This window comes from Streptomyces pallidus (ex Mingjun et al. 2026) (assembly GCF_051550185.1).
Classification (GTDB): Bacteria; Actinomycetota; Actinomycetes; order Streptomycetales; family Streptomycetaceae; genus Streptomyces.
Window position 1 is genome coordinate 7,734,959 of record NZ_CP196181.1, and the last position, 20,966, is coordinate 7,755,924.

General features: G+C 70.0%; 23 protein-coding genes and 6 pseudogenes. 13 read left to right on the forward strand and 16 right to left on the reverse strand.

Annotation, left to right across the window (positions count from 1 at the left end; genetic code table 11):
* Window positions 1-319 precede the first annotated feature (319 nt).
* On the forward strand, window positions 320-907 hold the full coding sequence (gene sigK, locus ACSHWO_RS34650; protein WP_438318696.1) for an ECF RNA polymerase sigma factor SigK: 588 nt from the start codon (window positions 320-322) through the stop codon (window positions 905-907).
* Window positions 904-1,650 (forward strand): anti-sigma factor, encoded by a 747-nt coding sequence (locus ACSHWO_RS34655; protein WP_438318699.1) that lies wholly within the window; start codon window positions 904-906, stop codon window positions 1,648-1,650. Before sigK ends, ACSHWO_RS34655 begins: the two co-directional genes overlap by 4 nt.
* Window positions 1,651-2,274: 624 nt before the next feature.
* Here the strand turns inward: ACSHWO_RS34655 and ACSHWO_RS34660 are convergent.
* On the reverse strand, window positions 2,275-2,826 hold the full coding sequence (locus tag ACSHWO_RS34660) for an EF-hand domain-containing protein (RefSeq protein WP_438318705.1): 552 nt from the start codon (window positions 2,824-2,826) through the stop codon (window positions 2,275-2,277).
* A 260-nt stretch (window positions 2,827-3,086) separates the two neighbouring features.
* On the opposite strand from ACSHWO_RS34660, the gene ACSHWO_RS34665 reads away from it, so the two are divergent.
* Together ACSHWO_RS34665 and ACSHWO_RS34670 are read left to right on the forward strand one after the other, a co-directional pair.
* Entirely contained in the window at window positions 3,087-3,299 is a 213-nt protein-coding gene (locus ACSHWO_RS34665; RefSeq protein ID WP_438318708.1) for a hypothetical protein, read from the forward strand.
* The gene (locus tag ACSHWO_RS34670) at window positions 3,299-3,541 is read left to right on the forward strand and encodes a hypothetical protein (protein ID WP_438318711.1); all 243 of its coding nucleotides are present in this window, start codon (window positions 3,299-3,301) and stop codon (window positions 3,539-3,541) included. Before ACSHWO_RS34665 ends, ACSHWO_RS34670 begins: the two co-directional genes overlap by 1 nt.
* Window positions 3,542-3,639: 98 nt before the next feature.
* On the opposite strand, the pseudogene ACSHWO_RS34675 reads toward ACSHWO_RS34670, so the two are convergent.
* Window positions 3,640-3,988 (reverse strand): annotated as a pseudogene (locus ACSHWO_RS34675) (hypothetical protein); the annotation flags it as partial.
* Window positions 3,989-4,067: 79 nt separating this feature from the next.
* Window positions 4,068-5,117 (reverse strand): M4 family metallopeptidase, encoded by a 1,050-nt coding sequence (locus ACSHWO_RS34680; protein WP_438318714.1) that lies wholly within the window; start codon window positions 5,115-5,117, stop codon window positions 4,068-4,070.
* A 419-nt stretch (window positions 5,118-5,536) separates the two neighbouring features.
* Here ACSHWO_RS34680 and ACSHWO_RS34685 point away from each other — a divergent pair, with 419 nt between their 5' ends.
* Both ACSHWO_RS34685 and ACSHWO_RS34690 read left to right on the forward strand, forming a co-directional pair.
* On the forward strand, window positions 5,537-5,980 hold the full coding sequence (locus ACSHWO_RS34685) for a hypothetical protein (protein ID WP_438318717.1): 444 nt from the start codon (window positions 5,537-5,539) through the stop codon (window positions 5,978-5,980).
* 85 nt (window positions 5,981-6,065) lie between these two features.
* Window positions 6,066-6,770: a hypothetical protein gene (locus ACSHWO_RS34690; RefSeq protein WP_438318720.1), complete on the forward strand. Its 705-nt coding sequence runs from the start codon at window positions 6,066-6,068 to the stop codon at window positions 6,768-6,770.
* A 52-nt stretch (window positions 6,771-6,822) separates the two neighbouring features.
* On the opposite strand, the gene ACSHWO_RS34695 is transcribed toward ACSHWO_RS34690, so the two are convergent.
* On the reverse strand, window positions 6,823-7,458 hold the full coding sequence (locus ACSHWO_RS34695; protein ID WP_438318722.1) for a TIGR03086 family metal-binding protein: 636 nt from the start codon (window positions 7,456-7,458) through the stop codon (window positions 6,823-6,825).
* A 98-nt stretch (window positions 7,459-7,556) separates the two neighbouring features.
* On the opposite strand from ACSHWO_RS34695, the gene ACSHWO_RS34700 reads away from it, so the two are divergent.
* The 3 genes from ACSHWO_RS34700 (at window position 7,557) to ACSHWO_RS34710 (ending at window position 10,639) form a co-directional block, all read left to right on the forward strand.
* Window positions 7,557-8,528, forward strand: coding sequence for a helix-turn-helix transcriptional regulator (locus tag ACSHWO_RS34700; RefSeq protein ID WP_438318725.1), 972 nt, complete (start codon window positions 7,557-7,559; stop codon window positions 8,526-8,528).
* A 203-nt stretch (window positions 8,529-8,731) separates the two neighbouring features.
* Window positions 8,732-9,217, forward strand: a complete 486-nt coding sequence (locus tag ACSHWO_RS34705) for a hypothetical protein (RefSeq protein ID WP_438318728.1) — start codon at window positions 8,732-8,734, stop codon at window positions 9,215-9,217.
* A gap of 207 nt (window positions 9,218-9,424) precedes the next feature.
* Window positions 9,425-10,639, forward strand: a complete 1,215-nt coding sequence (locus ACSHWO_RS34710; protein ID WP_438309567.1) for an IS110 family transposase — start codon at window positions 9,425-9,427, stop codon at window positions 10,637-10,639.
* Between the two features lie 214 nt (window positions 10,640-10,853).
* Here the strand turns inward: ACSHWO_RS34710 and ACSHWO_RS34715 are convergent, their stop codons facing one another.
* Window positions 10,854-10,979 (reverse strand): hypothetical protein, encoded by a 126-nt coding sequence (locus ACSHWO_RS34715; protein WP_438318731.1) that lies wholly within the window; start codon window positions 10,977-10,979, stop codon window positions 10,854-10,856.
* A 54-nt stretch (window positions 10,980-11,033) separates the two neighbouring features.
* Here ACSHWO_RS34715 and ACSHWO_RS34720 point away from each other — a divergent pair, with 54 nt between their 5' ends.
* Entirely contained in the window at window positions 11,034-11,765 is a 732-nt protein-coding gene (locus ACSHWO_RS34720; protein WP_438318734.1) for a response regulator, read from the forward strand.
* Here the strand turns inward: ACSHWO_RS34720 and ACSHWO_RS34725 are convergent.
* From ACSHWO_RS34725 to ACSHWO_RS34765, 9 genes and pseudogenes are all read right to left on the reverse strand, one after another.
* Window positions 11,683-12,050: pseudogene (locus ACSHWO_RS34725) on the reverse strand (cytochrome ubiquinol oxidase subunit I); the annotation flags it as partial. The gene ACSHWO_RS34720 and the pseudogene ACSHWO_RS34725 sit on opposite strands and share 83 nt — an antisense overlap.
* 302 nt (window positions 12,051-12,352) lie before the next feature.
* Window positions 12,353-12,715, reverse strand: a complete 363-nt coding sequence (locus ACSHWO_RS34730; protein ID WP_438318737.1) for a hypothetical protein — start codon at window positions 12,713-12,715, stop codon at window positions 12,353-12,355.
* Between the two features lie 206 nt (window positions 12,716-12,921).
* Window positions 12,922-13,332 carry a hypothetical protein gene (locus ACSHWO_RS34735; protein ID WP_438319343.1) on the reverse strand — a complete coding sequence of 137 codons (411 nt, stop codon included), beginning with the start codon at window positions 13,330-13,332 and terminating at the stop codon, window positions 12,922-12,924.
* 89 nt (window positions 13,333-13,421) lie between these two features.
* Window positions 13,422-13,555, reverse strand: a pseudogene (locus ACSHWO_RS34740) (transposase); the annotation flags it as partial.
* Between the two features lie 250 nt (window positions 13,556-13,805).
* Complete coding sequence (locus ACSHWO_RS34745; RefSeq protein ID WP_438318739.1) at window positions 13,806-14,222, reverse strand: hypothetical protein; 417 nt, start codon at window positions 14,220-14,222, stop codon at window positions 13,806-13,808.
* Window positions 14,223-14,365: 143 nt separating this feature from the next.
* Window positions 14,366-14,824 (reverse strand): NUDIX hydrolase, encoded by a 459-nt coding sequence (locus tag ACSHWO_RS34750; protein ID WP_438318742.1) that lies wholly within the window; start codon window positions 14,822-14,824, stop codon window positions 14,366-14,368.
* A 195-nt stretch (window positions 14,825-15,019) separates the two neighbouring features.
* Window positions 15,020-15,562, reverse strand: a complete 543-nt coding sequence (locus tag ACSHWO_RS34755; RefSeq protein ID WP_438319352.1) for a hypothetical protein — start codon at window positions 15,560-15,562, stop codon at window positions 15,020-15,022.
* Window positions 15,563-15,816: 254 nt separating this feature from the next.
* Window positions 15,817-15,942: pseudogene (locus ACSHWO_RS34760) on the reverse strand (recombinase family protein); the annotation flags it as partial.
* Window positions 15,943-16,154: 212 nt separating this feature from the next.
* On the reverse strand, window positions 16,155-16,478 hold the full coding sequence (locus ACSHWO_RS34765; protein WP_438318745.1) for a hypothetical protein: 324 nt from the start codon (window positions 16,476-16,478) through the stop codon (window positions 16,155-16,157).
* Window positions 16,479-16,625: 147 nt separating this feature from the next.
* Between ACSHWO_RS34765 and ACSHWO_RS34770 the strand changes: the two genes are divergently transcribed.
* Together ACSHWO_RS34770 and ACSHWO_RS34775 are read left to right on the forward strand one after the other, a co-directional pair.
* Window positions 16,626-17,129 carry a MarR family winged helix-turn-helix transcriptional regulator gene (locus tag ACSHWO_RS34770; protein ID WP_438318748.1) on the forward strand — a complete coding sequence of 168 codons (504 nt, stop codon included), beginning with the start codon at window positions 16,626-16,628 and terminating at the stop codon, window positions 17,127-17,129.
* Between the two features lie 145 nt (window positions 17,130-17,274).
* A pseudogene (locus ACSHWO_RS34775) lies at window positions 17,275-17,473 on the forward strand (IS701 family transposase); the annotation flags it as partial.
* A gap of 70 nt (window positions 17,474-17,543) precedes the next feature.
* Here ACSHWO_RS34775 and ACSHWO_RS34780 read toward each other — a convergent pair.
* A pseudogene (locus tag ACSHWO_RS34780) lies at window positions 17,544-17,636 on the reverse strand (IS5 family transposase); the annotation flags it as partial.
* Window positions 17,637-17,870: 234 nt separating this feature from the next.
* Window positions 17,871-18,788, reverse strand: coding sequence for a MerR family transcriptional regulator (locus ACSHWO_RS34785; protein ID WP_438318751.1), 918 nt, complete (start codon window positions 18,786-18,788; stop codon window positions 17,871-17,873).
* A 230-nt stretch (window positions 18,789-19,018) separates the two neighbouring features.
* Here ACSHWO_RS34785 and ACSHWO_RS34790 point away from each other — a divergent pair, with 230 nt between their 5' ends.
* Window positions 19,019-20,659 (forward strand): carboxylesterase/lipase family protein, encoded by a 1,641-nt coding sequence (locus tag ACSHWO_RS34790; protein ID WP_438318754.1) that lies wholly within the window; start codon window positions 19,019-19,021, stop codon window positions 20,657-20,659.
* Window positions 20,660-20,966: the final 307 nt, after the last annotated feature.

The following is a 20,966-nucleotide window of genomic DNA, read 5'->3' on the forward strand; positions in this document are numbered from 1 at the left end:
GCGGCCGGTGAGGGAGCCGTCCGGCTCCGTCACCCTGCTTTCGCCGCTGCCCGCCCGCCGGCTGGGCCGCGCGGCCCTCCCTCCTTCGAACGAAGTAGCCGACGGGGAATGGCCGACGAAGTGCCCTCCCATCCGCACGCCCGTCCGCTACGAAGAACTGCCGACACGCCCACCTGCTGCGGTGGCCCGCCGACCACGTGGGGTGGTCCGGTCACCGCTTGAGCGACAAGTCAAGGACTGGCATGCGATGGACACCCCGCCCCCCGACGGCCGCGGCCGGCCGCCTCTTCGCCTTCTCCCCATGGCCGGAGCGTTGCCGGTGAGCCAACCGCTTCCCTTCGGCGCCGGTCCCTCAGCGGACCGTGCCGACCTGGCCGAGGTCATGCAGAAGGTCGCCCAGGGCGACAAACAGGCTTTCTCCGTCCTGTACGACGCCCTGGCGCCGCTGGTGTCGGGGATCGTGGTCAAAGTCGTACGCGACCGGGCACAGTCGGAGGAGGTCACCCAGGAAGTCATGATCGACCTGTGGCGCCAGGCCGCCCGCTACCAGTCCGACGCCGGCGCCGTGACCACGTGGGCGGCGACGATCGCGCACCGGCGGGCCGTGGACCGGGTCCGCTCCGCCCAGGCCGCCGCCGACCGCGAGCACACCCAGGCGGCCCGCGAGCACACCACCGCCTTCGACGAGGTCGCCGAGCAGGTCGAGACCCGGCTGGAGTCCGAACAGGTCCGTCGCTGTCTGCGCGGTCTGACCGAACTCCAGCGGCAGGCGTTGACGTTGGCCTACTACGGGGGACTGACCTACCGTGAAGTCGCCGAAGCCCTGCACACACCACTTCCGACCATCAAGACACGCATGCGCGACGGGCTGATCCGGCTTCGCGACTGCATGGGGGTGACCACATGAAACACCACGCATCCGACGCCCACACCCTCGCCGCCGCCTACGCGCTCAACGCCCTCGACCCCAGCGAGCGCAAGGACTTCGACGCCCACCTACAGCACTGCGAGGCGTGCCGGCAGGAAGTCGCCGAGTTCCAGGCAACCGCAGCGCGGCTTTCGGCGGCGGTGGCCCGGGAACCGTCGGCAGCGAGCAAACCGGCGATCATGGCCGCCATCGATGGTGTGCGCCAGTTGCCCCCGCGCGTGGCCACCACCGCACCCACCACCACCCTCGGCGCTGCCGTGCGCCGCAGGGCCATCGCGCTGGCCGCCAGCGTGGCCGCCGCTGCTTCGCTGGGAGGCCTGGCCGCGTGGCAGAGGCAGCACAGCGACGACCTGCAGCAGCGGGCCGAACAGGCCGAGCAGCGCCTGGACGACGCCAGCCTCGTCCTCGCGGCGCCGGACGCACGAACGGTTCACGGGCGGACGACCAACGGAGCCCTGACCACGGTCGTCGCCTCCGAGCAGCTGAACAAAGCCGTCTTCACGGCCAGCAGACTGCCCGCACCCGCAGCAGGCAAGACCTACCAGCTCTGGCTCGACCACGATGGCTCCATGCGCCCCGCCGGCTTCATCACCGGTGACGGCACCGTCCAGCTCAGCGGCAGTCCCGCCGACGCGCATGCGGTCGGACTCAGCCTCGAACCCGTCGGCGGATCCCCACAACCCACGACCAACCCCCTCCTCCTGATGGCCCTGCCCTCCTGACTCAGGCCGGCCGGCGTTAGGCAGTTCCGCGGCCGTAGAGGGGAGGTGTCCCCACCGGCGCCGGGCCGCGGCTGGAGGACGAGGATCCGGCCATCCTGGATCTCCAGCTCGACGAGACGACCTGGTACAGATCCTCCGCACCATGGGGCCCAGGACCCGTGCCCGTCTCACCGACGAAGGCCGCGTCGCCGTACGCCAGCTGAAGGACCTGCAGAACGACTGAGCCTCCTGTTGGGGCTGCATCGAGTGGAGAGTGGAGCCCACCGTGGCGAGCACCCCGGCGGCAATGGAGTCCACCGCGATGTCCGTCGGGTGAAAGCGGACTCCACCCGTTGGACATCGCGGTGGGGGAGCGAGCCTCCACCCCCTTGAATTCGCAGGTCAAAGGGCTGGTGTGACGACCTTCGGGGTGCTCACGCTGGACGTGGACGGCAGTCCGCGCAGTAGATCGTTTGCCCGTGTGGCTGGCTCGCCGGTTCCTGTTCGCCGTGGGCACGCGGATGGCTTCGTCGGGGAATTCGACTCGCCGTATCACGCACGGGGACGGCCGCCCACCGGCACCGAAGTCCAGGGGCGGCCGGGGGATCTCCCGGCCGAACTGGTGAACGCCGGGAAGCGGGCGGGTCAGACGCGCCCGAAGAACAGGCTGCCCGGCGCGTCCGGATCGTTGGAGAGGAAGTGCTCACGCACCGCCCGAATGAACTCGTGGCGCGAGATCACGCCGTCCCCGTCGGTGTCCAGCTTGGGGAACGCGTCCATCGCGTCGGGCGCGTCGCTCTTCCACACGTCCCTCAGGAAGCGCTCGAACTCGTCCTTGCTGATCTCGTTATCACCGTCGACGTCGATGACGTCGAAGATCGCGTGCCCGCCGCCCTCGGTGATGTTGAGCCGGCTGGTGTCGATGACCGCGAGGCGGTTGGCCGTGACGAACTGGTCCTTGGTGAGCCGATCCGCGTCCACACCGGCGTGGCGCAGCAGCTCCAGCCAGTAGATCTGGCAGAAGGCCGTGATGGCCCTGGCCCGCCGGTCGCTCTTGTCGAGTTTGTAGGCCTGGATGTAGCGGTCGGCGAGCTTCTGGTAGTCCGTCCAGTCCAGGTAGCCGTCGTGGTTGGCGTCCATGATATCGAAATTACGTTCGAGCTTGGTGGTGATGACGTCCTGTGCTGTCGTGGTCATGGGTCGACCTTTCGTGATCTTGTCTCGCAGGTTTCTCCAGCATGGGGCCAATTGCACTGAAGGCGCGCCGAACTGCGTATATGGCACCCGATCTAGTGATCGTCTTCCTGTCGCTGCCTCACGACATGCTGCGGTCGGCTGAGTTGAGCCGGCCGGTGACCTGGTCGTGGGCGGCACTCTGCGGCGCAGAGGGTCTGCCAGAGCGATCGGCTCAGCGGTTCCTGCCCGCTGCGGTCCAGCGACCCTCTACGATCCGCCGCATGCTGGATGCCGAGCTGCTGGAGCGGATACCACGCGGCCCGCGGAACTGGATGAACTCAAAGAACAGCTGGCCAAGCAGCGGGCGGAGGTGCGGGCCGAACGGAACGAAACGCGCCATCGCCGAACGCGTCCTTGAGCGGGTGAGCGAACAACTCGCTGGCGAGCGCGCTTTGGCCGCCCGGCGCCTGGGCCGGTGGGTGGTCGGGCGGTGATGCTGATCCCGCACACCACACCGGGCGTGGAGGAGGCCACGCGCCCGCCGGACTACCAGCGCATCTTCACCGCCGTGCGGCAGGCCGCCGGACCGGTCATGACCCGGCAGGTCCGTGAGATGCTGGGAGTCGACGTCAGCGTGGGGGCCAAACTGGAACCGCTGCGCGGGAGACTGATCACACTCGTCGACCGCGGCCGGCTGCGCATACTTCCCGACGGCCGGTTCATCACCCGCCTGTGACCGGGGAGGCCATCCCGTGTCGCCGCGGGGCGGGCGCAAGGTCGCCGTGCCCGCCCTCGGCGTGGACATGGACCGCGGCATGGCGTTCACACCCGGGGTACGTGCCTGCCCGGGGCAGTTTCGATCCCGGTTCGGGTCGCCAGTCGCAGGGTCGATGCGGTGATTGCGCCGGAGCGGGATGACCTGCCGTTCGACCTCGACTGGTGTCCTGCCGGGCTGGTGGCGGGGGGCGCCTTGAGCGGTCACTCATTCCGGCGACACCCAGCCGGCGGGAGCGGGCTGCGGTGGCAGGGCTGACCTGGAAGCGTTCCGCGGCCCGCCACACGAGCCAACGTCGTCGACGACACAGCAGGCCGGACCGAGTCGCCGAGCAGGCGTCAGCGGGGCGACCGTCGAGGTCGACCTCGAGCCGCTTCCAGATGACCCCAACTTCTCTGCGCTGCCCATGCAGTGGGGGCGGCGGATCCGGCCCGGCGAGGCAGCGGGGTCCGGCGTCGTCGGAGGGACGACGCCGGACCGAGTCCCCTCAGACGCCGGGGATCTCGCGGGCCGCGAAGGCTGCGCGGACCTGCCGCGCGGCCGCGGCGCCGTACATCCGCTCCGCGGTCGCGACCGTCGTCCGGGCCGCGTCAGCAAAGCCGGTGCCGGGGGCGAAGCCGAACTGCGCATTCACGATGATCCGGTCGGCGGTGCGGGCCCCGAGCGCGCCACGGATGTCGAACAGGGCCCGGGACCAGATCTCGCCGTCCGCGTGGACCTCGCCGACGCGGTCCGCGTAGACCTTGGTGCCGTCGATCCGGCGCAGACAGTGCGGGGCGGCGCTGTAGCCGGTCGAGTCCCAGTCGGCGACGCAGCCCAGCTCGGTCCGGCGGGTCCATCCGTACCGGGCGCCGGCGTACTCGCCGACCGCGACGGCCAGGTAGTCGCCGAAGGCCTCGCCGATCGCGCCGGCCTCGGGCGAGGCGCCGAACCCGGGCACCTGGGCCTCGTGCACCGAGTGGCCGTACTCGTGGACGATCACCTCGGCGTCCTCGGCGTCGTCGACCCCGCCCTTGCCGAAGCGGATCTCGTCCTTCTTGTCGGTGAAGAAGGAGTTGTCTGCGCCCCACTGGTTGATGCGCACGGGCTGCACCCGGTCGTTGGCGCCCGGCAGCTCGCTGCCGAAGCCCAGGGACTGGAGGTACTCCTGCGCCTCGTTGACCCAGAAGTAGGCCATGACCTGCTCAAACCGGTCGTCGTGCCGGGTGTACCCGGCGGCCTCGCCGGTCTTGGCCGACGCGCCGGTGTCCGAGCGCACGGAGGCCCAGCGGCCGTGGAGCCCGCCGCCGGCGTCCAGGTTGCGCAGTGCGGCCAGAGTGTACGCGGTGGCGGGGACGGCGGAATCGGCGTCCTTGCCGTCGGTCAGTGCCTGGTCGCCTGTGGCCTGCACAGGGTTGACCATGAAGATCCGGCCCTGCGGCGCGGTGGCGCCGGCCGTCGGGGCCGAGGACTGTGCGGTGGCCGGGCCGGCGAGCGAGAAGAGCGCCACGGTGGCGGCGGCCGCGGCGAGCGTGCCGCGGGGTGTGCGGCGGGTCATGGACATCCTCCGGGGGTGGGAAGGCGTGGTGGGGAAGGCGTGGGTGGGGCGGGTGTGATCCTCGCCCACCCGGCCCCGGCTTGAACAGACCCTGACAGGCTCCAAACCACCCCACCTGCCGGTCCGGCTGTCGGGCCGACGGCCGGCGTTCGAACGGCCCCCTGCGCCACCGCCGCCCCCCACTTCCCGGGCTTCATGGAGGGCGGGGCCACCGAGGGCGAACGGGCGGATCGGGAGGTTATCGCCGCCCTCACCTGAGCCGGCGGAAGACGGAACGGGTGACAAGCGTGATTCGGGCATGACGGAGGTTTTCACGGCCGTGGCCGCGCCACGGGCACGCGACGGCGGGAGCGATCGGCGGGGATCGAACAGACCCACCCTTATCGTCGATGTGACGAAATTGCTGGTATGGTCGGCTCATGAACGAAACCAGAGACGAGAACGCCGACGCAGTCCACTCCGTCAACGCCGATGCGGATGCCGAACTGGCATGGAAGGCGGCCGAGTTGGCCACCGCGTGGGTTTCGGCGAGCACACCCCTGACGGAGAGCCAGGGATGGACGCTCGTCGGTCTTCAGCACATGGGCTCCGGACAGGGGGAGATGTATGCCTGGGGCAAGCTGGGTGCCTGGGAGCGGCAGCTGACCGAGGCGCTGGCCGCGGACGACGGAAGCGAGGAGAGCCGTCATCGCGTCACGGAGGCGAAGCGGGCCGCCATCTCGGCCATGCGCGACATGCTGCTCGCCGGAATTCCCGCAGGGGTGGCGACCAACCGGATCTGGCGCGGCGGGCTGGGACCCGATCCGCGCGAGGAGCTGCGTCGCTTCGTCGAAACGCACACGGGGGCGAGCGGCCCGAGCTGACCGGATCGACGAGCCGGCCGCTGTCAGTGGCAGGCGCGAGGATGTGGACGTACCGCTGAACCGGCCACCTTCTGAGGGGTTCTCCATGTCCGTTTCCGTTTCCGGGCCCGCAGCCGACGCCGCGGCCGTCCCCTTCCCCACCGGCTGGTGCGCCACGGACCTGGGGAGCCTGCGGCCGTGCGCATCCACCTACGAGGTGTACCCCCTGGAGAGCCTGCCGCCGCTGGAGGCCGCGCACCTCGACGACGGGTACGACTGGCTGGGCGGGGCGGGCGGGCCGCACTCCGAGCACACGGAGCATCTCGCGTCCCTGGAGCGGGAACTGGCCGGAGCCGGACTGGCGCTCCCCGAGGGCTTCGCCGCCTTCTACGGCAGCGAGCGCCTCTGCCACACCTTCGACGAGGTCTCGGTGACGGCCTGCTGGAGCCACCTCTCCGGCCCTCTGCACAGCCCGGCCGAGGAGGGCGCCCGCCTCGTACGCTTCCTGCGCGACCAGCAGGACTGCGTCATCTGGTACCTCTACCTGCGCCCCTCCGGTGAGGCGTTCGTGGTCCTCTCGCACCTGGAACTGGAGTCCGCCGGCTGGTGGGCGCAGGGGGAGCCGACCGAGGAGGCCAAAGCTGCGGTCGCCTCCTCGCTGATGCGGTGCGCCGACACCTTCGAGGAGTTCGCGTACCGCTTCGTCGTGGAGAACGAGCTGTGGACGCAGATGAACTCCTCAGGCCCCGAGAGCCCGCTCGCCCCCCGCCTCCAGGCGTACGCCGACCACTACGCGTCCGCCGCATCCTGACCCCGGCGGCCCCCCTCCGGCAGACCTGGGGGGCTGTCCTGTGCCGGGGCCCTCAGGGCCGGCGTCCGGCCCACGCCACGAGCCGGTCGATGGCCGGGGCCTCGGGGCCCACGGCCACCACTTCCCCGAAGGGGATCCGCCCGCCGCGGGTTTCCGCCGGCAGCGCGCCACGTACGACGCCGATCACACGCTCGATGAGAGCCGGGTCCCAGTCCGGGGCCTGACCGGTCGCCCTGGCCAGGTCCCAGGTGTGCACCGTGAGTTCGTGGGTGTAGACGGCCGCGGCGGCCGCGCCCGGCAGGACGCCCATCGGCAGGCGCAGCTGCCGGCCGAGGATGCCCGGATCCGCCCACACCTCCGCGACCTCGCGGGCGCCCGACACCCAGGCCTCCGCCCATGCGCCGTCGGCGACCTCGTCGGCGAAGGACGGCACGCTGAACGGGTCCTCGCCGCGTCCGATCACCGAGATTCGGCGGACGACGGCGACGAGGTGGCTCGACAGCCGCCGTACGTCGAACTCCTCACAGGGGGTCGGGGCGTCGTACTGCTCGGGTCGGACGGCGGCCAGCGTACGGCCCGCCAGCTCGACGGCCGCGGCGAGATCGGTCCGCGGATCGAACGAGGAGGGGGCGGCGACGGCATCGGTGGAGTCGGACGGGGTCTCGATGAGCTGCTCGGTCTTGTTCATGGGTCCATCCTGCAAACAGAAGTGGCCACCTTCTGGCCAGTTTTCCGAAGAGAATGAAAGGCGACGACGCGGCACCCACGAAGGAGGAAAAGGGGCACATGAGAGCCGACCGGCTGGTGGCGACCCTGCTCTTCCTCCAAGAACGCGGCCGCGTCACCGTCCCCGAAGTGGCCGCCGAACTGGAGGTGTCCGAGCGCACCGCGCGCCGCGACCTGGAGGCCCTGGCCGCGGCCGGTATCCCCGTCTACTCGCAGCGCGGCCGCGGCGGCGGCTGGTCCCTCGTCGGCGGGGCCCGTACCAACCTCACCGGACTGACTGCCGACGAGACCCGGGCACTCTTCCTCGCCACCGGCCCCCTGTCGGCCACCCCCGCACTGCGTACCACGCTGCGCAAGCTGGTCCGGGCCTTGCCCCCGACCATGCGGGCGCAGGCCGAAGCCGCGACCCGGGCAGGGGTCGTCGACGCCACGGACTGGTCCCGCAACGCCGTCACCGCCGATGCCGCCCACCGCTCCGCGCTCCAGGGCGCCGTCGTGGACGGGATCCGCGTCCGCCTCGGGTACGCGGCCGTCGGTAAACCAGCCGGCGAACGCACCGTCGACCCCCTCGGGCTCGTGGCCAAGGCGGGCGTGGACTACCTGGTCGCCGGCACGGACAAGGGCCTGCGCACCTTCCGGCTCAGCCGGGTCACCTCCGTCGAGCCCACTGGCGAACCGGTGACCCGGCCGCCCGACTTCGACCTCGCCACGGCGTGGCGGACGCTGTCGGGAGCCTTCCAGGACGGCATGCACGCGGTGACCGCCCGGGCCCGCGTCCACCCCGACACGCTGGCCCTTCTGCAACGGTTTCTCGGCGGCCGCGTGCGCGTCGGTGGTCCGCTGCCCGATGGCTGGACCGAGGTATGGGTCGACGGCCCGGCCGCCAAGGCCCTGGCAGGACATCTGGCCGGGCTGGGAGCGGGGCTGGAGGTACTGGAGCCGCCGGAGGTACGGCAGTGGCTGGCCCGGATCGCCGCCGAACTCACGAGGATGTACGCGGGGGAGGAACCACACGCACCCCACGGCCCGTAGCCGATGGCCTGACGCGGACCGGCGTGCCGTTGACGCCGAGATCTCAGGGGAGCCGGCCGGGTTCGTCCACCGTCCGGACCGGGCCTCCGCCCAACTTCCGCGATACACCGCGAAGGCCAGCGGGACGTGAGCGGAGAGGACACTGTCCACGGGCGGACCGAAGACCGCGACGCGAGTGCCGGCCGGCAGGAGGAGGCGCCGTCATGCTCCGTGAGGTGACCCTGGCGCGAGCACAGGGACTCTTCGATCTCCTGGGCGGCCTGTGGCCGGCTCGTCTCGCTCAGAAGTCCGAGCTGGTCTACGGCCCCAAGGCCGACGGGCGGCTGCAGAAGACGAGCGGCGCTCTCCTCGCTTCGGCGGGGATCAGCATGCTGCCGGCAGGCGCCGACCCGGAGGGCATGCTCCACGCCCGCCGCACCGGTATCGGCACAGCGATGACGTTCCTGGCCATCGGCCTGATCTACGTCCCGCGTCGGCGAATCCCCGCAACGTATCTCTTGGACGCCGCCAAGGAAACGGCATGGCTGATGGCCTGGTGGCGTGGGGGGAGCTGCCAGGCTGGCAAGAGGGGAGCGCCTGAGCAACGCGGCTGCCGAAACCCCCAGCGGCCCGCCGGCCCTGGCCCCTCGTCCCCCGTTATGTTTTTCGCGGTCCTGCAATGGGGCCGCTGGCCTCCGGGCCCGGTATGACTGTGTCCCCTCTGTCGAACGGATGACCTGGGGGGTGGTGTCGCCGGGCCCGGCAGGTGCCGTCGGAGACGCTGATGAGAGACCCGGCCACCGTCCGGTCCGGCGCAATGCCGGGCAGATACGTGGGCGGCAGGTCTGCATAACGTGGATGCGCGAGCACGGTGCCACCGCCGAGGCCGGCACGGTCAACACCTGCGGAAGGTTGCGATGTTAGACACCGAAGGCATAGGCGTCTTCCTCGGGATGGACGTCGGCAAGACCGCCCACCACGGCCACGGGCTCACCCCGGCCGGGAAGAAGGTCTTCGACAAGCCGATGCCCAACAGCGAACCGAAGCTGCGGGCCGTCTTCGACAAGCTCAAAGCCAAGTTCGGCAGCGTCCTGGTGATCGTGGACCAGCCCGCCTCGATCGGGGCTCTCCCGCTGACCGTCGCCCGCGACGCCGGCTGCGAGGTCGCCTATCTGCCCGGACTGGCGATGCGGCGGATCGCCGACCTGTATCCGGGGGAGGCGAAGACCGACGCGAAGGACGCGGCGGTGATCGCGGACGCGGCCCGCACCATGCCCCACACCCTGCGTTCACTGGAGCTGACCGACGAGATCACCGCCGAGCTGACCGTCCTGACCGGCTTCGACCAGGACCTCGCCGCCGAGGCCACCCGCACCAGCAACCGGATACGCGGCCTGCTCACCCAGTTCCACCCGTCGCTGGAGCGCGTGCTCGGACCGCGACTGGACCACCCCGCCGTCACCTGGCTCCTGGAGCGCTACGGATCCCCGGCCGCACTGCGCAAGGCCGGCCGCCGCAGACTCGTCGAGGTAATCCGGCCCAAGGCCCCGCGCATGGCCGACAGGCTGATCGACGACATCTTCAACGCCCTCGACGAACAGACCGTCGTCGTCCCCGGCACGGGCACCCTCGACGTGGTCATCCCCTCGCTGGCCCGCGCGCTCGCCGCGGTCCACGAACAGCGCCGAGCCCTGGAAACCCAGATCAACACCCTGCTGGAGGCCCACCCTCTTCACCCGGTCCTGACCTCGATGCCCGGAGTCGGAGTCAGGACCGCCGCCGTCCTGCTGGTCACCGTCGGCGACGGGACCGGCTTCCCCACCGCCAGCCACCTCGCCTCCTACGCCGGCCTCGCCCCCACCACCAGGTCGTCAGGGACCTCGATCCACGGCGAACACGCACCCAGAGGCGGAAACCGGCAGCTCAAACGCGCCATGTTCCTCTCCGCCTTCGCCTGCATGAACGCCGACCCCGCCTCACGCACCTACTACGACCGGCAACGAGCACGCGGCAAAACCCACACCCAAGCCCTCCTCCGACTCGCCCGCCAACGCATCAGCGTCCTCTTCGCCATGCTCCGCGACGGCACCTTCTACGAATCCCGACCCCCCACCGTCACCCTCGCCGCATAACCACCCCAAACAACCCAAACCCGGCACCGCACCCTTGACGAAGGACATAGAGACACCCCCCCCGACTGCGGGACCTGGGCTGGAGGTATGGGCGTGCAGTGTGAGAGCTGCGGCCGCGTGCTACCGCCGACGAGGCGGGGCAGTACACCGCTGCCCCGCCGCAGGGGCCGCACCTGCGGGGCGGCGGGAGGGGATCGACTCGCCCCCTGTCGGACTACTCGGTGCGCAGCGCCGTCGCCGTACGGGCCCTGGCGGCCCAGCCGGCCGGGACCAACGCGCCCAGCACCGCGATCGCGACCCCGCCCAGTCCCAGCAGGAGCAGCTCGACAGGCTCGTACACCTCGAGGACCGCCGACGGCTACCGGGTGACCCCCCGTATCCCCCGGAGCGCCGCATGACCAGGGCACTACGCGCGGTCATCGCCGACGACCAGGCCCTCGTACGCACCGGTTTCAAGATGATCCTGACCGCGGACGGCATCGAAGTGACGGCCGAGGCCGCCGACGGGGCCGAAGCCGTCGCAGCGGTCCGCCGCACCCGGCCCGACGTCGTCCTGATGGACATCCGGATGCCGCAGATGGACGGCATCGAGGCCACCAGGCGCATCGTCGGCGACGACCAGGCCCAAACGCGGGTCATCATCCTCACCACCTACGACCTCGACCACTACGTCTACGCCGCACTCACAGCCGGCGCCAGCGGATTCCTGCTCAAGGACGTCAGCCCCGAACACCTGGTCGCCGCCCTACGCCTGGTACAGACGGGCGACGCTCTCCTCGCGCCCACGATCACCCGCCGCCTGATCGAGCGCTTCGCCCCTCACCACGAACCACAGCCCCCAGCCCACCGCGACCTGTCCGCCCTGACCCCCCGCGAGCTCGAGGTACTCCGCCTGCTCGCAACGGGCCTCAGCAACGCCGAACTCGCCTCCCGCCTGTTCCTCAGCCCCACCACGGTCAAGACCCACGTAGCCCGCATCCTGTCAAAACTGAACCTACGCGACCGAGTCCAAGCCGTCGTCTACGCCTACGAAACAGGCCTGATCACCCCACCCCAGCCCCCCACCCGATCCCCGGGTGGTGGCGGTCGAAGGCAGGGGATCCGGGACGGACACGGGGGAGGGTGACGAAGTTGTGCCGCGGCGGGGGCAGGAGGTCGCCCATTCCAGGGAGCGGCCGTACCCCAGGGGGCCTCGACCTGGACTCCCGTAGCGCTCTTGGCGGTCTTCCGCACGTGGTAGGAGAACGGCATGGTCTGACATGCCGAGAACGAAGGAGCCGATGGTGGAGACCGTGTTGCGGGCGGTGCATCCGTCGGCGGCCAGGTAGTCGGCGTACCGGCGTGGCAGGCCCTCGGCTCCGAGCCAGTGCTCCACGACGAAGGCGGCGGGGAAGCCGGTGTACGGAGTCCAGCAGAAACTGCGCGGTACGGGGAGTGCGGCCGGCTGCTGCCACAGGGCGAGGACAAGCGCACCGTGGACCTGGTCCGGTCCGGGCCCGGCTTCTTCCGCCGCCGCAGCTGAACGCGACGCACGCACCCTGGGCAAGCCCAAAGGGAGCCTGGGCAAGCCACCCCCGAACAGCTTGCCCACCCCGGCCGGAGGCGCTCCGGCCCGGCGGCGTCGCATGCGCCGACGGGTGCTGGTCATCGGCTGGCAACCCCAGTTACGGCCGTGGGGCTCTTGGCGCTCGCGGTGGACCCGCCGGGCGCTGGCTACGTCGTAGCGGGCGGGTGGTTCGCCCACGGCGTGTGGGATGTAGTGCACCACCGCACGGGCAAGGTCGTGCCGCGGGCCAGCGGTGTGGACCGGTCCAGGGCTTCGTCGCCTTCCCGCAGAACGACTGGGACGCCGTCGTCAACGGCCTCACTCTGCCTCGGAGCTCCGGCTCGGTCGAAGGCCACGTTGCGCGGATCGACCGCGTCGATGCTCACGACCGCGTGGAAGCTCTCCGCCTCGAAGGGCAGGGCGTGCGCCTCCGCCCATAACGTCCTCACCTCGTCGCTGATCCCCGCCTCGGCGAATACGGCGGCGGCATCCTTGGCCGGGATCCACCAGTCGGCGGCAATGACGTCCACACCGAACTCGCGGGCGAGGCATACGGAAGAGGCGCCCTTACGTGGAGCCGAGGTACAGGACCCTCACCCCGGGGCGCAGATCGAGGTCCCCGGCCAAGTCTTCCAAGAGCCACCACGGGCGGCTGTGCAAGGACGGGGGAGGGGCGGACTTCCCACGCGCAGCCAGGTCGGCCGGACGGAGGCGGAGGCGGATGCGGATGCCGTGGTCAGGTGGTGGTGATGTGGGTGAGGGCGGCCTCCAGTCGGCGTACGGCGGCTTCGGCGTCTTGGTATTGCTGCACGCTGGGCGGGATGGCGCCGAAGGCGGTGCCGTCTTCGGCGGGGAGGGCGCGCCAGTGCAGGACGGGGGCGAGGGGGGTGCAGGCTGCGCCGAGGAACCAGGCGAGGCGACCGTGGACGCGCGCCAGGGACAATGCGAGGGCGGCGAGGGCTTCCCGCAGCCGCGCGAGCCGGTCGATCACCGCCAGCGCCTCTTGCACGTGGGGCGGCCCGACGGCGCTGCTCAGGTCGTCGGCTGTCTTCCCGGCGACCACCCGCTCGGTGGCCGTCATTTCCCACACCCGGTCCCGGATCTGCCGCTCGGCTTCTTCAGCGAGCCCCGCGATGATCGTCCGCATCTCCACACCCGTGACCCTAATGCCGACGGCCGCCTCGTGTGGAGCGCGCCGTCGGCCAAGAGGTGAGCCCCGAGAGCGGGGAGTCGGACGAACTCGCGAGGCATCTCCCGCCATTGAGCACTCGACCGGAACCGCCAGATCACCCCTCGAACTGCTCCCGCAACCGCTCCGGGTACGGGCCGTACCTACCGATGGGCAGATACGGCTCGATGAACTTCCACAGGGAGTTGCCTGCGTGTCACGATCGCAGTCCTACCGGCTTCCGCTCCGCCAAGAGGACAGAACCCAGGAACTGATCACGGCATGACACAGGCCCTGGGGCAGGAAGCCTTGACCAAACCCCGGCGCCGCCGGGGACGCATCTGAGTTGGCGGCGATCACTTCCCTGCGGATCGGGCGGGTGAGCGGCGCCGCGAGGTTTCTTGTGTCTGGTAACTCCGCGGCCTTCGCCGAGGCAGTCCCGCTCCAGGCGGTTAATGTCCGGTTTCGGGGTACGGCCCGACATCGGCGAACCGGCGGATCCGGTCCTGTTCGCAGGTCTCGTCGGAGGCGTCGAAGTGCCGTACCTGGTTCCACCAGCGGTCGTGGTCGTAGCCCTCGCAATGGTTGAACTCATGGGCCGTACTGCGTAGCCGCTGCCACTCCCGCACGATCGCGGCCCGCTGCCACATCCGTGGCCGCTCCACCGCGAGGAGCGTGTACAGGAGCTCGGCCGAGTCGCAGACCAGGATGAGCAGAGACCGCATCGCGAGTGACGTCTCACCGGTCTCCCCGACCTCCTTGTACACCCGCCCCAACTGGACGTTGAGGAACGTCTCCAAGGCGCGGACGTCCTCGGGTCTGAGATCTTCGGCGTAGATGAGGGGGCGCTCGGACGGCGGGGTGGTCATGTAGGCGGGTTCTCCCTTCCTGCGGTGCCAGCCGGATCAGCTCCGGTGACGCTGAGCAACTCTACGGAGAGGTGGCCGGCCTCGGGACTGGTGGGCTCGCATGTAGAGGTGTCGCGTATTCGCCGTGCGGTTTCGGCGGCTGATCACTGACTGTCACCGGTGACGGTGGTCCATCGCGAGTCGATGCGGCCCAGCCATGCGTCTTGATCGTCGGCCAGTGGCTGCTTCAGGGGAAGTGGGAGGAACCGGCAGGCGAACGTGAGGCCGGCGTCGTCTCCGTCGCCGTGGACGTGATGCTCCCACGCATCGGGGGTGTCCGCGGGTGCCTGGAGGTAGAAGAAGCCGGTTCGCCGTGGCTGACCCGTGTCGGGGTGGGGCTTCTCCTCCACAGTGAGTTGCCGGTCCACGGTGGCTGTCAGCAGACCGGTCTCCTCGACGACCTCTCGAAGAACCGCGTCTTCCGGCCCTTCGCCCGGCTTGACTCCTCCCGCAGGGACCTGGGTGCCGGCCTCCGGCATACCGACATGGTCGAACACCAGCAGCTCGGGGACGGCGCGCTGCCGGATCACGTATGCGGCGACACGGATTCTGGGTCGGGTCATCCCGGCATTGTGTCCGTCATCGGCGCCGTTCGTGATCGCCGGGGGCGTATCGGCTCCAGGTTCCGCCCGCTTCCGTAGCCGCGTGGCGGTCTTGTCGTGGTAGTCAAGCGCCTTCGCGATGACGGGGACGGAGGCCTGCGGGACGCTGTGAAGGGACGCCGATCTCGCGCAGGTGGGCCTGCAGGCTGACCGGGTTCACCGGCTGCCCGGGCTGACGGCCGGGGAAGAGCCATCGGGCACTTCTGCTGCTGGCGCAGGGCAGGCGCTGGTGGGAGCGGACGTAGGCACGCAGCAGGTCGGCGACGGGCTCGGGAGGGGCGACGGCGGATCTCCCAGCCGGACGGCGATGACGGTCCCGTCATCGGTGATGTCGTCGATGGTGAGGCAAACGATGCGGCTGACAGGCTGGGCGTAGAGGAGAACGAGCGCAGCAACGACGCGGCTCCGCAGCGGCAGGGAGTCGTCGTTGAGGACCCGCCGGAGCATGGCGAGGCGGGGCATCCGGCCCATCTTCATGCACCAGCGCAGGAACGTCTGGGCAGGGCGCCGGGTGGCCGGCTTCTCGGTGTGCCAGCCGCCGAGGTCGGCCTGCCGGCAGTGTTCGATGGTGCGGCCTCGGTCGGCGAGCCAGATAATGAGGGCTTCGGCCTGGGTGGTCTCCTGCTTGGCCTGGTGGGTCTGGGAGCGTCCAGTGGCCCCTTCGCCGCCGCGGCCCGCAGGCGACGCATCTGGTGCCAAGGGGCGAAGTGCCGGAGAAGCCGGTTGTGTTCGGGGTCCTCGATGACGGCGAGCCGTTCGGTCAGCCAGCGCTGGTGGAGCATGAGCTGTCGTAGTCGCGGCGGGCCTTGCGCTGTGCCGGGACCGCCGGAGCGTCCGGGGCGCCGTCGAGTTGCCGCGTACGAGGCGGAACATCTCGAAGACGTGCGGGGTGTCCCGGGTCGGGCGTAGTCGAGGAGCGCGCGGAACTTCGGGCGCTGGAGGGGGTGGAGGCGGCTGGAGGTGCCCGGGTACTCCTCGAAGACGACTGGGTCCTCGTTCCCGGCCTCCTCCAGGACGAGGTCCTGCCGGGCGGTGGACTGCTGGTCGGTCGAGACCCGCTTGTAGATCAGGCTTGTCATTGGGGTCCCTTCCGTACGGAGGATCGGCCCCTGTCTGTCGTCAAACCCTGTCGGCAATCACCGTCGGATCTGATTGGATTCGGGCCGCCGTGAACCCCCGGATTGCGCGGGTTCATTGGCCGCGTCCGCCATCTGGTCGTTTTGCGCGAGCGAGTCGATCACCGGTCGTCAGACCTCACCGAACGCGAGTTCGCTCGCAGAACCCGTTCTCATTAGAAAGTGGGACTGATCCCTTTTTGAGACGTGCCCTGCTCACGGGCGTTGTTCATCGGTTCGCCGAACCACTGGTGCAGCGCGGCTCGCAGACCGCTGACGTCGTTCGGTTCTGTTCCGGTCCATGCTATGTGGCAGTCGGGGCGTAGCAGCAGGCCTGTCGCGCTCGTGCCGTCGGCCTTGCCGCTGATGACATCGACCCGGTCGTGCCAGGGCTGCGCGGCCTCGGCGAAGTCGCCGCTCAGGTCCAGCAGCAAGGGGCGGGCGGTGGTGGTGAAGTCGGCCAGCCGGCGGGCGCCCTCGGTGGTGCCGGCGAGCGGCACAGGCCGCGGTGGGCTTCGGCATGACGGCGCGGGCCGCGCCAGCTGGGAGGATGACGGTGGTCGCGCTTCCGGCGTACCCCAGGTCGAGTTGCAGCGAATACCGCATTCCGATTGTTCCCTGCGCCGGGGGCACGTAGCGTCGCGATCATGGAAACACTCACCGGAACCACCACCGATCAGGCGCCGGCAAACCCAGCCGCCACCGACGAGATGCTGGCAACTCAGCCAGTCGGTTATTGGACCGGCCTGACCCACACGACCGTCACCCGGCATCTGCGCGACGCCATGGCCAAGGTCGACGTCACGCAGCCGCAGTACTGGGTACTCAACCGCGTGAACGTCGGTCCCACGGCGCCGAGCCGCGAGGAGACCATCGCGCAACTGGCGCACCTTGCCGACGGGCCGCACGAAATCGCCAGAGTCATCGACCAGTTGCTCCACCGCGAATGGCTCCGGATCAGCGACGGGCAGCGCCTGCACCTGACAGATGCCGGGGAGGCCGCCAGAGTGCGACTCCGTGATCTGGCGACCGAGATACGCGCCGTGGTCCACCAGGGCGTCAGCGACGAAGAGTACGTGGCCGCACTCAAGGTGCTACGCAAGATGGTGGCCAATGTCGAGGGTGACGGGACTCCTGGTAACCCGTCCTGATCTTGCAGCCTCATAAGGGACCCAGATGGGAACGGGTACGGCCACCGCGCGATCAGCGGTTGGTGTGTGGACAAACGAAGATCGTTCGGTGACCGTGAGCGACAGCGTGGACCCTGCCCGCTGGCAGATGATGTTCGACCAGGTCGTGGCCCGGATCGCGGGCCACCGCGGCCCAGTTGAGCCGAGAGTGAGTGCCCGTGCCTATCTGCTCGGGCTGCTGTCGCACGTAGAGCGGAAGAACTGCTGGCAGTTGGCTGAACAGGCTGGTCATGTCCGGCCAGGGGCCCATGCAGCGGCTGCTGCGCTACGCCCGCTGGGACGCCGACGCCGTCCGGGACGGTGTTCCAGTGCGGGAAGTTCATGATCTCACGCAGATCGTGCTCTGGTGGCCCGACCGAAGTCCAGGGCCCGGCCGCGGCGCTCCAAACGCCAGGCCTGGAGCACCGGCTCGATCAACTCCCAGCGGGCATCGGACAGATCACCCGGGTACGGGCGTCGGGTCGGCATGCTTCCGGCGTACTGCTGCGGAGCGAATGCGCCCAGGCGCACGGCGACGCCAGCGGAAGCGCGCGACAGCGAGGACCGGCGTCCTGGGATGAGACATGAACACGCCTCATCCCGTCCCACTCAACACCCCAGCCGACCCACAGACCCCAAACACACCTTTCATATCTTCGTGCCACCATCCCGCACTCCAGGAATCGCCCTATATGAAGGCAGTGCAGACGAAAAAACGACCTCTCAGGTGTTCGTTGCGGCGATCGACATGGCCAGGCCGTCAGTGAGCCATCGATGCGCCACGGTCATGTTCAGGACGCGCCCGGCCGTAGCAGTGCCGACCAGGGCCCAATACCGCTCGAGTCGTGGGTCGAAGCCGGATGACCGTGACACCAATCCGTGGAGGCGTGCGCGGAAGGCGGGGGTGTCCGACTCGCGGCGGGCTCGCGCGTGGGCGGACACGAACGCGTCCACCGCGTCGCCGGCACCGGGCGGCAGGCCCTGGGCCAGAGCGGCGGCCGTCAGCGCGGCGGCTTCGTCGATCTCCGCGTAGAAGGCCGGGCCGTCCCTCATCTCTTCGTCGTGGTCCTGGGTCCAGCGGGTGAAACCGGCCGTGGAAATGAGCAGGTGCAGCTCGGCGTAGGCCAGGGCCGAGGCGGGGACGGGGTCTTGCGGTGGGGCGGGGGCCAGCATGGCGACCATGATGTCGAGTCGAGGCTTGGGCATGGCCGCGGACAGCTCGCGGTACCAGTGATCAGTGAGCGTGCGGTGCGCCTCCGGGAGCCGCTGCACGCGGGAGAGTATCTCCAGGCGCCGGAGCCGTTCCTCGCCCGGGCAGTCGTCCAGTGCCTTGAGTGTGGCCTCGCGCCACCGCAGTTCGGTCAGTCGTTCCTGCACCGCTTCGAGCTCGGTCGCCACCAGTTCGCCGAGTGTGCACTCCCCCGTGACCACCTGCGTGATCGTTGCGATCGGGGTGTCCAGCGCGCGCAGGCGTCTGATGAGCCGGATGCGCTCCCACGCCTCGGGGCCGTAGCGCCGATGACCGCCGGTGCTGCGAGCGGCCACCGGCAGCAGACCGCTGTCGGAGTAGTAGCGGAGCGTTTTGACGGGAAGGCCCGTTGCGGCAGCGAGTTCACCGATGCTCCACGTGTCTTGCGTCACAGTCCCTTGAACCTCCAGTGCGCGGGAGGTTCTAGCGTATTGATCGCCAGCGGGTCAGTCCGCACCGTTCTCGCAGCTCAGGTGTCGTGCCGTCTTGCGTGGACCGGTGTGGCCGCGTGCCACGGCGTCCCTTGGCGTCCCTTGGCGTCCCGTCCCGTTTCCGACCAAGAACGGTGGTACTCATGCCCCCGACCACGTCACCGCGTCCGTACCGAAAGGCCGCGCTCCGCGTGACACTCCTCCCCCTGCTGTGCGCGGTGACGCTGGTGTCGGCCACCGCCGCACCCGCGGCCGCCGCAGGCCCCGGGTTCCCCGACTCCGACAGGCAGGACCGTACGGTCGTACGGACGGAGCAGGGCCTGGTACGCGGCATGTCCCACGGCTCGTACACCACCTTCGACGGCATCCCGTACGCCGCGCCGCCGACCGGACCGCTGCGCTGGCGTGCCCCCGTCCCCGCCGCTGCATGGCAGGGTGTCCGGGACGCGACGAGGCCGGCTGAACGCTGTGTGCAGATGCCGCCACCCGGTGCGGGCGGGGTCATCGGCTCGGAGGACTGCCTCTACCTCAACGTCACGGTGCCGGCGGCCGAGCCGGCTGCGAGGAAGCGGCCCGTGATGGTGTGGATGCACGGCGGTGCGTTCCTGGGCGGTTCCGGCAGTGACTACAGCGCCGAACGGCTCGCGGTCCAGGGTGACGCCATCGTCGTCACGGTCAATTACCGGCTGGGGATCTTCGGCTACTTCGGCCACTCCGGGTTGGGCGCCGCCCCGCCGTTCGGCCTGGCGGACCAGCAGGCCGCCCTGCGCTGGGTACGGGCGAACGCGGCGCGTTTCGGCGGCGATCCGCGCAGTGTCACGCTGTTCGGTGAGTCCGCGGGCGCCCTCGGCATCTGTGCCCACCTCACCTCGCCGACAGCCGCAGGACTTTTCCAGAGGGCCGTCCTCCAGAGCGGTTCCTGCCTCACGTCGTTCCCGCGCGGCGCACTCGCCCCCGGAACACCGGCGTACGAGCCGTTTGCCGCACAGGCCGATGTCCAGACGGCCGGTGCCGAAGCCGCCCGGCACCTGGGCTGCACGGCGGGCGGCGGGGACGAGGTTCTGGCGTGCCTGCGCGGGCAAAGCACGGATCGTCTCGCCACCGCGCAGCTGATGCAGTCCTTCAACCGGCCCGCCTTCGGCAACGGGCTGCTGCCCGTTGCTCCTGCCCAGGCGCTGGCGTCGGGACGCTTCCACCGCCTGCCGGTCATCCTGGGCACCAACCGCGATGAGATGCGGATGTTCGTCGGCCTGTCGCTCGCCGCGTTCCCGATCCGCACCGAGGACGACTACCGAGCCCGCTTGGCGGAAGCCTTCGGGGCCGCGGCCCCGGCCGTCGAGGCGCGGTATCCGGCAGCACACCATCCCTCTCCCGCGCTGGCCTGGGCCTCGGTGCTGACCGATCGGTCCTTCACGTGCACCACGCTGACAGCCGGCCAGTCCATCGCGGCACGCGCCCCCGGCCTTCCTCTCTATGGCTACGAGTTCAACGATCCACACGCTCCTGTCCTCTCCGGCCTGCCGGCGAACCCGGACTTCCCCTACGGCGCGGCGCACGGCTTCGAGATGCCGTTCCTATTCACCCCGTTCCCCACCGAACGACCGCTGGACGACGGCCAGCGCGCCCTGTCGGACCGGATGGTCGGCTACTGGACGAACTTCGCACGCACCGGAAACCCGAACACCACCGACGCCCCGCTATGGCCCGCCCTCCGCGCTTCGTCACCTCACGCGCCGTCGGTGCAGTCGCTGGGTCCGGAACCGGGCGGGATCCACCCTGTCGACGCGTATTCCGCACACCAATGCTCGTTCTGGGACCGCCTGTCTCAGTGAGCCGCCCGCGCGGGGGTCCGTCCTCACATCAATCCTGCTCTGGGCAATGTCAATGTAAAGACGGATCCCTGGCGATTCTTCTCGGATCTCCTGACGTGGGTGTGTGCACGACGACACGGTGTGCGCGAGGCCAAAGAGCTTTTGTCCCGTAGATGGCGTTTGCTCTCGGTCTGGATGGTTGGCTGCTATGGGGTGACTGCGGTGTCTGGCTGCTCTGTGGCAGATGCGGCTGTTGACGGCGGTTGTCGGTCCGTTTCGGCCCCTTCGCTCCTGTCTGTTCCCAAGGCGCCCCCGCTCACCCCTGTTT